The organism is Stenotrophomonas maltophilia group sp. Smal17, from assembly GCF_030237045.1.
GTDB classification, from domain to species: Bacteria; Pseudomonadota; Gammaproteobacteria; order Xanthomonadales; family Xanthomonadaceae; genus Stenotrophomonas; species Stenotrophomonas forensis.
Window position 1 is genome coordinate 1 of sequence record NZ_JASJSU010000050.1, and the last position, 11,755, is coordinate 11,755.

Annotated in this window: 10 protein-coding genes; 3 read left to right on the top strand and 7 right to left on the bottom strand. The window is 67.5% G+C overall.

Going from position 1 to position 11,755, the window contains the following annotated elements; translation table 11 throughout:
- Positions 1–83: 83 nt before the first annotated feature.
- Both QRO93_RS13670 and QRO93_RS13675 read right to left on the bottom strand, forming a co-directional pair.
- Positions 84–890, bottom strand: a complete 807-nt coding sequence (locus QRO93_RS13670) for an NAD-dependent protein deacetylase (protein WP_180878693.1) — start codon at positions 888–890, stop codon at positions 84–86.
- Between the two features lie 56 nt (positions 891–946).
- On the bottom strand, positions 947–1,348 hold the full coding sequence (locus QRO93_RS13675) for an acyl-CoA thioesterase (protein WP_049435481.1): 402 nt from the start codon (positions 1,346–1,348) through the stop codon (positions 947–949).
- Between the two features lie 90 nt (positions 1,349–1,438).
- Between QRO93_RS13675 and QRO93_RS13680 the strand changes: the two genes are divergently transcribed.
- Complete coding sequence (locus QRO93_RS13680) at positions 1,439–2,074, top strand: LysE family translocator (RefSeq protein ID WP_053448509.1); 636 nt, start codon at positions 1,439–1,441, stop codon at positions 2,072–2,074.
- 175 nt (positions 2,075–2,249) lie between these two features.
- Here the strand turns inward: QRO93_RS13680 and QRO93_RS13685 are convergent, their stop codons facing one another.
- On the bottom strand, positions 2,250–3,269 hold the full coding sequence (locus tag QRO93_RS13685) for a ribonucleotide-diphosphate reductase subunit beta (protein ID WP_008264781.1): 1,020 nt from the start codon (positions 3,267–3,269) through the stop codon (positions 2,250–2,252).
- Between the two features lie 118 nt (positions 3,270–3,387).
- Positions 3,388–5,790, bottom strand: a complete 2,403-nt coding sequence (locus tag QRO93_RS13690; RefSeq protein WP_180878694.1) for a ribonucleoside-diphosphate reductase subunit alpha — start codon at positions 5,788–5,790, stop codon at positions 3,388–3,390.
- Positions 5,791–6,319: 529 nt separating this feature from the next.
- Here QRO93_RS13690 and QRO93_RS13695 point away from each other — a divergent pair.
- Positions 6,320–7,156 carry a DUF2884 family protein gene (locus tag QRO93_RS13695; RefSeq protein ID WP_164087817.1) on the top strand — a complete coding sequence of 279 codons (837 nt, stop codon included), beginning with the start codon at positions 6,320–6,322 and terminating at the stop codon, positions 7,154–7,156.
- 58 nt (positions 7,157–7,214) lie between these two features.
- On the opposite strand, the gene zapE is transcribed toward QRO93_RS13695, so the two are convergent.
- Both zapE and QRO93_RS13705 read right to left on the bottom strand, forming a co-directional pair.
- Entirely contained in the window at positions 7,215–8,315 is a 1,101-nt protein-coding gene (gene zapE / locus QRO93_RS13700; RefSeq protein WP_008267934.1) for a cell division protein ZapE, read from the bottom strand.
- Positions 8,312–8,983 carry an alpha/beta hydrolase gene (locus tag QRO93_RS13705; protein ID WP_053448505.1) on the bottom strand — a complete coding sequence of 224 codons (672 nt, stop codon included), beginning with the start codon at positions 8,981–8,983 and terminating at the stop codon, positions 8,312–8,314. The genes zapE and QRO93_RS13705 overlap by 4 nt, the downstream gene beginning before the upstream one ends.
- A gap of 43 nt (positions 8,984–9,026) precedes the next feature.
- On the opposite strand from QRO93_RS13705, the gene QRO93_RS13710 reads away from it, so the two are divergent.
- On the top strand, positions 9,027–9,884 hold the full coding sequence (locus tag QRO93_RS13710; RefSeq protein WP_180878695.1) for an EamA family transporter: 858 nt from the start codon (positions 9,027–9,029) through the stop codon (positions 9,882–9,884).
- 301 nt (positions 9,885–10,185) lie between these two features.
- On the opposite strand, the gene QRO93_RS13715 is transcribed toward QRO93_RS13710, so the two are convergent.
- Positions 10,186–11,631, bottom strand: a complete 1,446-nt coding sequence (locus QRO93_RS13715; protein ID WP_180878696.1) for an ExeM/NucH family extracellular endonuclease — start codon at positions 11,629–11,631, stop codon at positions 10,186–10,188.
- Positions 11,632–11,755 lie beyond the last annotated feature (124 nt).

Consider the following 11,755-nt stretch of genomic DNA (forward strand, 5'->3'; position numbering starts at 1 on the left):
TTGCACCGCCGCACGGCCTGCGAATCAACCGTCTGGATGGATCGCTGTTTCGCGGTGGGCGCGCAGCCGAGCGTGGGCTCGGCTCAGGGCGAAGCCCACGCGGCCAGCGCCTCGGCGCAATCGCGCCCGTCCTTGAACTGCAGCAGGTCGTCGGCGCGGGTGCGGCCACGGTTCAGCGCCGCCACCGGCAACCCCGCCCTGGCCGCAGCCTGCACGAAGCGGAAGCCGGAATAGACCATCAGCGACGAGCCCACCACCAGCACCGCATCGGCCTGCTGCAGGTGCTCGTGCACGGCGGCCACGCGCTCGCGCGGCACGTTCTCGCCGAAGAACACCACGTCCGGCTTCAGCAGGCCGCCACAGTGCGGGCAGTCCGGCACCACGAAGGCGGAGAAATCCGTTTCCAGGTCGGCGTCGCCATCGGGCGCGATGCCGGCCTCCAGCGCGTCCCAGCCCGGATTGGCATCCAGCAGGCGCTGCTGGAAAGCCTCGCGCCCGCTGCGGCGCTCGCAGCCCATGCAGCGCACCAGATCCAGCCGGCCGTGCAGGTCGATCACATTCTGGCTGCCGGCGCGCTGGTGCAGGCCATCCACGTTCTGGGTCAGCAGCACCTGCAGCTTGCCACGGCTTTCCAGCGCGGCCAGTGCCTGGTGGGTGCCGTTGGGCCGGGCCAGGCCGAAGCGCGGCCAGCCCAGCAGGCTGCGTGCCCAGTAGCGCTGGCGGGTGGCCGCCTCGCCCATGAAGGCCTGGTAGGTCACCGGCGGCGTGCGCTTCCACTGGCCGTCGCTATCGCGGTAATCGGGAATGCCCGAGGCGGTGCTGCAACCGGCGCCGGTCAGCACGAACAGGCGCTGGGCGCGGTCGATGAAGTCGGTCAGCGGCAGGGTCATGGCTGCCAGATGGGGGCGCGCATGCGCCCCCGCAAGCGCCGGTTCAGCCGGCGGGCTCAGGCCACCGGCAGCGGCGGCACCGCGATCGGGTGGCCTTCCTCGTCCAGCGCGATCATCACGAAGTGGCCGCGCGTGCACAGCTTGCGCTCGCCGCTGTGCAGGTCTTCGGCCACCAGTTCGACCTCGACCTTCATCGAGCTGCGGCCGACTTCGACGATGCGGCCGATGGTCTCCACCATCTGGCCGATGCGGATCGGCAGCTTGAAATCGACCTGGTCGCTGCGCGCGGTCACCACGGTGCGGCGCGAGTAGCGGGCGGCGGCCAGGAAGGCGGCCTTGTCCATCCACGCCAGCGCCTGGCCACCGAACAGGGTGCCCAGATGGTTGGTGTGGTTGGGGAAGACGATTTCGGCCATGCGCACTTCGGTGGGCGGCACGGTCTCGGGGATCGGGGTCATGGCGGTGCTTCGCTGTGGGGTGCCGCGATTTTAAGCCAGGCCCCGTGCAGGCGGCGCTACACTGCGCCACGCCCCCTGCCAGGACCGCCCATGCCTGCGACCTCCGATCTGCTGGCCTTCGCCCTCATCTCGCTGGGCATGGTGCTCACGCCCGGGCCGAACATGATCTACCTGGTTTCGCGCTCGATCTGCCAGGGCCGCCGCGCCGGCCTGATCTCGCTGGGCGGGGTGGCGCTGGGCTTCGTGTTCTACATGCTGTGCGCGGCGCTGGGCATCACCGCCCTGCTGATGACCGTGCCACTGGCCTATGACGCGCTGCGCATCGGTGGCGCGCTGTACCTGCTGTACCTGGCCTGGCAGGCGCTCAAGCCGGGCGGCCGCTCGCCGTTCGCGGTGCGCGACCTGCCGCCGGACGGTCCACGCAGGCTGTTCGCGATGGGCTTTCTGACCAACCTGTTGAACCCGAAGATCGCGGTGATGTACCTGTCCCTGCTGCCGCAGTTCCTGCACCCGGAAGGCCACGGCAGCGTGCTGGTGCAGTCGCTGGTGCTGGGCTTCACCCAGATTGCGGTCAGCGTCAGCGTCAACGCGGTGATCGCGGTGATGGCCGGCAGCATCGCCGGCTTCCTGGCCGCGCGCCCGACCTGGCAGGCGGTGCAGCGCTGGCTGATGGGCACGGTGCTGGCGGGGCTGGCGGTGCGTATGGCGGTGGAAGGGCGGCGCTGAATGTAGAGTCGAGCTTGCTCGACTGATCCTCGCGAACAGCAGTCGAGCATGGCTCGACTCTACAAGAGCACGGCAGTCGAGCAAGCTCGACTCTACGAAGAGCGGCGAGCGTGGCAACCACGAAAAACCCCGGCGTTGGCCGGGGTTTCCGTTACGACAGGCCTGACCGGTTCGATCAGAAGTTCATGTCGAAGGCGACTTCGCCCTGCACGCCGACCTGGTAGGCCGAGACGCGGCGTTCGAAGAAGTTGGTCAGCTCCTGCACGTCCTGCAGTTCCATGAACGGCAGCGGGTTGCGCACGTTGTACTTCTTTTCCATGCCCAGCTTGGCGAAGTGCTGGTCGGCGCAGTGCTGCAGGTACTGGCGCATGTCGCGGGTCGAAATGCCGGCCACGCCGCCGGACAGCACGTCCTCGGCGAACTGCACTTCGCACTCGATGGCTTCGGCCAGCATGTCATAGACCTGCTGCTTCATTTCATCGTCGAACAGGTCCGGCTCTTCCTCGCGCACCACGCGCACCGACTCGAACGCGAATTCCATGTGCGCGCTCTCGTCGCGGAACACCCAGTTGGTGCCCGAGGCCAGGCCCGGCAGCAGGCCGCGCGAACGGAAGTAGTACACGTAGGCGAAGGCGGCGAAGAAGAACAGGCCTTCGATGCACGCAGCGAAGCAGATCTGGTTGAGCAGGAACTGGCGGCGCTCGGCGCGGGTCTCGATGCGCTTCAGGTCCTGGATCGAATCGATCCACTTGAAGCAGAAATCGGCCTTCTTCTTGATCGAGTCGATGTTCTCCACCGCGGCGAAGGCTTTGACGCGCTCTTCCGGGTCCGGCAGGTAGTTGTCGAGCAGGGTCAGGTAGAACTGCACGTGCAGCGCTTCTTCATACAGCTGGCGCGACAGGTACATGCGCGCTTCCGGCGCATTGAGGTGCTGGTACAGGTTCAGCACCAGGTTGTTGGACACGATCGAATCGCCGGTGGCGAAGAACGCGACCAGGCGGTGGATCAGGTGGCGCTCACCCGGCGACATCTTGCTGTGCAGGTCGGTGATGTCGATCTGGAAGTTGATCTCTTCCACCGTCCAGGTGTTCTTGATCGCGTTCCGGTACATGTCATAGAACTGCGGGTAGCGCATCGGGCGCAGGGTCAGTTCAAAACCGGGATCGAGCAGCATCTGCTTGGGCTTGTCGGCCATGGGTGTTTCCTTGAATTCCTGGGTGAGCCGCCGGGCATGGCCCGGCGCTACCGTGGGTGATGATCATTGGCCGGGGTTGCCGGCCAGCGGCCGGCACTACCGCGCGGCGGTGCCGCTCTTACTGGCAGGCCTCGCAGGCTTCCGGGTTTTCCAGCGAGCAGGCGATGGCTTCGTCCGGGCTGAACACCTTGGCCGGGGCCGCGCTGCTCACCGTGGTCTTGGCGATCTTGGTGGCCGGGCGCGAACGCAGGTAGTAGGTGGTCTTGATGCCCTGCTTCCAGGCGTACATGTACATGGAGGACATCGCGCCGATGTTCGGGCTTTCCATGAACAGGTTGAGCGAGGCCGACTGGTCGATGAAGGCGCCACGCTCGGCGGCCATGTCGATCAGCGAACGCATCGGCAGTTCCCACGCAGTGCGGTAAACCTCGCGCAGCGTTTCCGGAATCTGCGCCACGCCGGCGATGGAGCCTTCGGCCAGCTTGATGGCATCGCGCATGTCGGCGGTCCACAGGCCCAGCTTCTTCAGCTCGTTCACCAGGTAGCGGTTGACCTGCAGGAAGTCACCGGACAGGGTCTCGCGCTTGAACAGGTTGGACACCTGCGGCTCGACGCACTCGTAGCAGCCGGCGATCGAGGCAATGGTCGCGGTCGGCGCGATCGCGATCATCAGCGAGTTGCGCAGGCCGTGTTCCTTGATGCGCTCACGCAGGGCATCCCAGCGTGCGGTGTCTTCCGGCACCACGTTCCAGGCGTCGAACTGCAGTTCGCCGCTGGCGGCACGGGTGTCGTTGAACGACGGGTGCTTGCCGCGTTCCTGGGCCAGCTCGCAGGAGGTTTCCAGCGCGTGGAAGTAGATCGCTTCGGCGATCTTCTTCGACAGGGCGCGGGCTTCGGCGCTGTCGAACGGCAGGCGCTTGCGGAAGAACACGTCCTGCAGGCCCATGCAGCCCAGGCCGACCGGACGCCAGCGCAGGTTGGCGCGGCGGGCGGTTTCGATCGGGTAGAAGTTCAGGTCGATGACGCGGTCGAGCTGGCGCACGGCCAGGCGCACGGTCTCGGCCAGCTTCTCGAAGTCGAACTCGTTGTGCTCGTCGAAGTGGTTGCCCAGGTTGATCGAACCCAGGTTGCACACGGCGGTCTCATCGTTGGAAGTGACTTCCAGGATTTCGGTGCACAGGTTGGACAGGTGGATCACGTTGCCCGGACGCAGGGTCTGGTTGCTGGCGCGGTTGCACTTGTCCTTGAAGGTCATCCAGCCGTTGCCGGTCTCGGCCAGCGTACGCATCATGCGGGCGTACAGCTTGCGCGCGGAGATGGTGCGGTTGGCCTTGCCCTGCGCTTCGGCCTGCAGGTAGGCCTGCTCGAAGGCTTCGCCGAACAGGTCGGTGAACTCCGGCACCACGCGCGGATCGAACAGCGACCATTCCTGGTCGGCCTCGACGCGCTTCATGAACAGGTCCGGCACCCAGTTGGCCAGGTTCAGGTTGTGCGCACGGCGGGCTTCGTCACCGGTGTTGTCACGCAGTTCGAGGAAGTCCTCGACGTCGGCGTGCCAAGTTTCCAGGTAGACGCAGGCCGCGCCCTTGCGCTTGCCGCCCTGGTTCACCGCGGCCACCGACGAATCCATGGTCTTCAGCCACGGCACGATGCCGTTGGAGTGGCCGTTGGTCGACTTGATCAGCGAACCACGCGAACGCACGCGGGTGTAGCTGACGCCGATGCCGCCGGAGAACTTCGACAGCTGGGCGATGTCGCCGTACTTGGAATAGATCGACTCCAGCGAGTCCTGCGGCGAGTCCAGCAGGAAGCACGAGGACAGCTGCTCGTGGGTGGTGCCGGAGTTGAACAGGGTCGGGCTGGACGGCAGGTAGTCCAGGTTGCCCATGCGCTTGTACAGCGCCAGGGTCTCGGACACGTCCTCGCTCAGCGCGCTGGCGATGCGCAGGAAGAACTGCTGCGGGGTCTCGATCACCTTGCGGGTGTGCGGGTGGCGCAGCAGGTAGCGGTCGTACAGGGTACGCAGGCCGAAGTAATCGAAGTTCAGGTCCAGCGCGCCGTCGATGGCGTCGTTGAGCTTGCGTGCGTTGGTCTGCACGAAGTTCAGCAGGCGGTCGTTGATCAGGCCGACTTCATGGCCACGGCTGACCGACTGCGAGAAGGCGTAGATTTCCTGGCCCGAGACTTCCTTGGCGATGTAGTTGGCCAGCAGGCGCGCGGCCAGGCGGCCGTACTCGGGCTCTTCACCGATCAGCAGGGCGGCGGTGCGGATGGACAGTTCGTCCAGCTCGCGGGTGGTGGCGCCGTTGTACAGGCCGGAAATGGTGCGGGTGGCCACGCGCATCGGATCGACGGCGTGCAGGCCTTCGGAGGAACGCTGCACCGCGCGCACGATCTTGTTCAGATCCACCAGTTCGGTGGTCCCGTTGCGCTTGGTCACACTCATCGCGTTGGCCGTCGGCGGCGACGTCAACAGGAATTCGCTTTCCTTCTCGATGGTGGCGCTGGATTCGGTGCTCACGGCGTGTGTCCTCTTGGCGTGATTGGGGGTGCTCGATGCATCGGGTGACGCAGCCCGGGACATGACAGCCCAGGATGGCAGGACGGCGTCGCAGGGGATGAGACCCTGCGCCTGCCACTGCCGTTGACGATCGCGGATGGGTGCTGCTGCCACCCCCTGGAATTGGGGTTGCTGCGACCGACGGCCACAAGATAGTGGGGGTAATGGGGGCCGTCAACGCCAAATGTAGTGAAATTCGGCAATCCCTTGCGCCGCAAGGATCGTGCCATCAGCGCCTCATCGGGACGCTTCAGACCTGCCGGATCGGGCTGCGCAGTCAAGCCCGAAACGCGTCATCGCGGTGGTACAACGCCGCGCAGAAACGGAACAATGACAGCTTCACATGACAGTGATGAAGCTGGCTAGGGACAACCCTGTGGATAGGTGGTGGGCAGCCGGTGGGAATGCGGTGGACGGGTGACTTCCGGCCGGTGACGCCCACGCGCTGGCAGCGGATGCTGGCCGCTCGCTTCTGGAAAAGGACGGTCCGATGCACCTGCGCCTGAACGCCCTGGCCCTGCTGGCCGCGCTGTTCATTCCCCCGGCGCTGGCCGCCGAGGGGCCGGACCTGCGTTCAGACCAGTGCGGCATCCATACCGACTACGACGTGCTGGTGGACAGCGGCGGCATCTGGCTGCGGCATGGCCCGCAGGCCCCGCATGAGGTGGTGTTCCACGACGGCGAACTGAGCCTGGACGGCACGATGGTGACGGTCAGCGCCGCCGACGCGGCCCGGCTGCGGCAGATGGAGGCGGGCGCCCGCCAGCTGATGCCGGCGGCCACCGCACTGGCCCACGAGGTCTCCGGGGTCACCTTCGATGCGCTGGACGCCGCCTTCGAGGCCATCACCGGCAAGTCCCGCAACCGCCAGATGCGCGCGATGCGCGAGGAGACGCAGCGCTGGATCGACGCCAGCCTGGGCCGTGGCTACTGGGAACAGGAAACCTTCGGCGACGGTTTTGACGCGCACATCGACCAGATGGCCGAAACCATGGCCGCGTCGATGACCCGCAGCGTGCTGTGGCAGGTGTTCACCGGCCGCGCCGGCGCCATGGAGCGCCGTGCCGACCGCCTGGACGCAGAAGTCGACCGCCGCATGGAAGCGCGCAGCCAGCAGCTGGAGGCCAAGGCGATGGCGCTGTGCCCGCTGGTGCAGTCGCTGGCAGCGGCCCACGACGCGCTGGAGGTCCGCTACCAGGGCCAGCCACTGCGGCTGCTGGCGCGCGGCGAAAGCATACGGGTGGAACACGGCAACGGTTCCGGCCTGCATGTATCGGCCGGGCCGGATGAGCGGCCGCGTGGCAACACCGTGGCGCCGACCCGATAGTCGCCTGGCGTGGTAGTGCCGGCCGCTGGCCGGCAACGCATTCACCCGGAAACCACCCTCACGCCCGGTGCGGAGTGCCCAGGTATTCGGCGCTCTGCATCTCGATCAGGCGCGAGGCGGTGCGCTCGAACGCGCCCTGCAGGCGGGTACCGGTATACAGCTCGATCGGCGAAGTGCTGGCGGTGCAGACCAGGTTGACGTGGCGGTCGTACAGCTCGTCGATCAGGTTGACGAAGCGCCGCGCCGCATCTTCGTTCAGGCGATCGAAGGCGGGAATGCCGCCCAGCAGCACGGTGTTGAACTCGTGCGCGATCTCGATGTAATCCGACGGTCCGCGCGGGCCTTCGCAGAGTGCAGCGAAATCGAACCAGGCGATGCTCTTGCCGCGGCCGCGCACCGGGATCTTGCGGCCCTCGATCTCGATGTTGCCGGGCTTGGCCGGCTGCCCGCCGCTCAGTTCGTTCCAGCGCGTGGCCAGCCAGTCATCGCTGTCGGCCGCCAGCGGCGCACGGTACACCGGCGAACGGGTCAGCGCGCGCATCCGGTAATCCTCGGTGCCTTCGGCGTACAGCTCCACGCAGAAGCGCTGCAGCAGGCCGATGGCCGGCAGGAAGCTCTCGCGCTGCAGGCCGTTGAGGTACAGGTTCTCCACCGCCGTGTTGGAGGTGGTGACCAGGGTCACGCCCTCGGCGAACAGGCGTTCCAGCAACCGCGCCAGCAGCATGGCATCGCCGATGTCGGTGACGAAGAACTCGTCCAGCACCAGCACGCGCAGGTTGCTGCGCCATTCCTGGGCGATCTTCGCCAGCGGATCGCTCTGCCCCTGGTGCTCGCGCAAGCGCTCGTGCACGCTGCGCATGAAACGGTGGAAGTGGGTACGGTACTTCTGCTTGATCGGCAGCCCGTCGTAGAACAGGTCGACCAGGAAGGTCTTGCCGCGTCCGACGCCACCCCAGAAGTACAGGCCCTTGACCGGCTCGGGCTTTTTCCAGAACGAGGACAGGCGGTCCAGCCAGCCGTCTTCGGCGCTGTCGACCAGGCCCAGGTGGATGCGGTCCAGCTCGGCCAGCGCGGCGTGCTGGGCCGGGTCGTTCTGCCAGTCACCACGGGCGACCCCTTCGGCGTACCGCTGCGACGGGGTCAGCTCGGTTGCGCTCATGCCGCCGCGCCCAACCAGTGCTTGACGCCGTGGGTCAGCGCGCCGCGCAGGTCGATCAGCTTGCGGTGGAAGAAATGGCTGGTCTCGGGCATGCGCACCAGTTCGTGCGGGAGATCCAGCGACGCCAGCCACTGGTAGACCGCCTGCGGGTCGACGATCTCGTCCTGTTCGCCCTGGATCACCAGCCAGCGCGCCGGCGGTGCGATGCCACCGAAGTCCCAGCGACCGGCCGGCGGCGCGATCGAGATCAGCGCTTCGGGCTGCAGCTCGGCGGTCGCCTTCAGCGACACGAACGCGCCGAAGCTGAAACCAGCCAACCACAGGCGGTCATCAGGGCGCTGGCTGCGCACCCAGGCGGCGACCGCCTTCAGGTCGTCCTGCTCGCCCACGCCGTGGTCGAACTCGCCAGCCGACGCGCCGACGCTGCGGAAGTTGAAGCGCACCGTGGTAATGCCCAGCTCGCGCAGGGTGTTGGCGGTCATGGTGACCACCTTGTTGTGCAGCGTGCCGCCCTCGGTGGACAGCGGATGGCAGACGATGGCGACGATCGGCTGCACCGGCACGTCGGCCTTGGGCAGGTCGACGACCACTTCCAGCGGGCCGGCCGGGCCGTCCAGTTCGAGGCAGGCGGTTTCGCCGGGGGCGACGGGGAACGAGGGCTTGTGCATGGCAACATGATACCGTCCCTCGCCCCTGCCCTGTGCCCGCCCCATGCTCTACCTGTCCTTGGCCGTGATCTGCAGTGTGCTGGTTTCGGTGTTGTTGAAGGTGGCCGGACGCCGCCAGCTGGATGTTGCGCAGATGGTCACCTGGAACTACCTGGTGGCAGCAACGCTCACCGCCGTGGTCCTGCAGCCGCCGCTGGATGCACTGCGCGCGCCGCATGCGCCGTGGCTCTCGCTGCTGGCGCTGGCGGTGGTGCTGCCGTCGATCTTCCTGGTGCTGGGCCGCGCGGTGGCGGTGGCCGGCATCGTCCGCAGCGACGTGGCGCAACGGCTGTCGTTGCTGCTGTCATTGGCTGCCGCGTTCCTGTTCTTCGGCCAGACAGCGACGCCGTGGAAGCTGGCCGGCCTCGGCCTGGGCCTGCTGGCGATGGTGGCGATCAGCCTGCGCCCGCGCGGCCCGGCAGTGGCCGCCTCACCCGGCGGCTGGGGCTGGCTGCTGGGGGTCTGGGCCGGGTTCGCTGTGGTGGACGTGCTGCTCAAGCAGGTTGCGTTGTCGGGTACGCCGTCGATGGCGGCAGTGCTGGCCAGCTTCAGCGTGGCCTTCGTGCTGATGCTGGCGCTGCAGCTGTGGCGGCATGTCAGTGGCCGCAGCCGGCTGGCCTGGCGCAACCTCGGTGCGGGCGCGCTGCTGGGCCTGCTCAACGGCGGCAACATCCTGTTCTACGTGCATGCGCACCAGGCGATGCCGCAGAGCCCGGCCACCGTGTTCGCCGGCATGAACATCGGCGTGGTGGTGCTGGGTGCGCTGGTGGGCGTGTTCGCCTTCGGCGAGGCCACCACGAAGTGGAACCGCGCCGGGCTGGCGCTGGCGGTGCTGGCGATCGGGTTGATCGCCTGGGGCTGAGCGTTGGTTGCGGCGGGCCATTTCCGCGCCCGCGGTGGGATGTCACTTTTCTTTTCGCGCGAAAAGAAAAGTAACCAAAAGAAACGCGCCGCCAGACGCGAGCCGGTGCTATGCACCGGTACCCTGCGCTTCTCGGTGAACCAGGGGACGGCGCCGAACTCGCTACGCTCAGACATCGGCGCCTCTTCGCCCCTGATTCACCTGCGATGCTCGGCTCGCTTGAAGGCGGACTGGTAGATCACAAGCAACGGCAGCATCCGTGCCGATCAAGGTCCCTCCCAGAGCAGATCCCCGGCGAACCTTATCTGTCGAAGCCCAGCAGCAGCGGGTCGTGGTCGGAACTGCGCCACGGGCCCGGCACGTTGCGGCCCTGGTAGCCGCTGGCGTCCTGCTCGTCGGCGTTGCTGTGCCATTCGGCGGCACCACGCAGGCGCTTGGCCATGCCCGGGTTCAGCAGCGCGTGGTCGAGGCGGCCGGTGTAGCCGTTGTAGACGTAGCTGTAGGGGTGCTCAACCCTGGCGACCTTGAACGCGTCCTGCCAGCCCAGGTCATGCAGGGTGCGGATCGGGTCTTCCATGGCGTAGGCATTGAAATCGCCGAGCAGCACCGCGTCCCTGGCACCGGTACCGGTCGGGTCGGTCTGCAGCCAGGCGTGCAGCTGCTGCGCCGAAGTCACGCGGGTGGCATTCCAGCACCCCTGGTTGTCGTTGTGGTCGGCGTCGGCGCCGGCGGCATCGCGGCAGCCCTTCGACTTGAAGTGGTTGGCGACCACCACGAACGGCGCGCCGTGCTTGCCCTGGAACGCCTGCGCCAGCGGCACGCGGCTGTGCTCGACGAACGGGCCGCCGGTCAGCGTGGCCGGCTTTCCGACCGGCTGCAGGCGCGTGCCGCGGTAGATGATGCCGACCCGGATCGGGTTGTCGCCGGGGCCGTTGCCGGCATCGACGAAACGCCAGTCGCCCTGCGCGCCGCGGTCGCGGTTGAGCGCATCGACCAGTTCGGCGATGGCCGACTGCGGACCGTAACCGTCGTTCTCCAGCTCCATCAGCGCCGCGACATCGGCACCGAGTGCATTGACCGTGGTCACCAGCTTGGCCACCTGCGCTTTGTGCTCGTCCAGCGTGCGCGCACCGCGCAGGGTCGGGAAGCCGCCGCCCTGGCCGTCACCGTTGAAGAAGTTCTCCAGGTTGAAGGCGGCCACGTGCAGGCTGCCCGGCACCGTCGGCACCGCCGGGCGCTTCAGTTCCGGCAGCTTCAGCACGCCTTCGACCTGCAGGCGGGGTCGACCCTGCGCATCCACCCGCACGATGCCTTCGACGTTGCGCAGCTGCATGCCGGTACGCAGCACCGGGTTGCCGGGCAGGTAGGCCACAGCGGCCGGGTCACGGGCGTCGCTGCCATCGTCCAACAGCAGGCGGCGACGCTGGTTGTCGGCCATCACCTGCTCGTAGCCGGCGGTACCCGGCGCGGCCACTTCGGTCGGCTGCCAGAGGCGGCCATCGAAGGCCACGGTGAGCTGGCCGAAGCGCTCCAGGCCGTCGGTGCCGGCCAGGGTCAACGGCGCGGCGATGCGCACGCGCTGTCCCTCCAGCGCACGCCAGTCGGCCGGGGCCGCAGTCAGCACCACGGTGGCGCTGCTACGCGCGGCAGGCGTCGCCGGGGCCGGTGCAGCCTGCGGCAGGGCCTGGGCGAAGGCGCTGGCCGGCAGCAGCAGGGTCAGTGCAAGGGCAAGGGAGCGGCGGCGCATCGACGGGCGATTCCAGGGAAGAGGGCGCACAGACTAACCCTGAAATGCGAAACCCCGCTTGCAGGCGGGGTTTCGACCTCGGTGGGCAAAGCCTGGGTAGTGGCGGCCGCTGGCCAGCAACCCC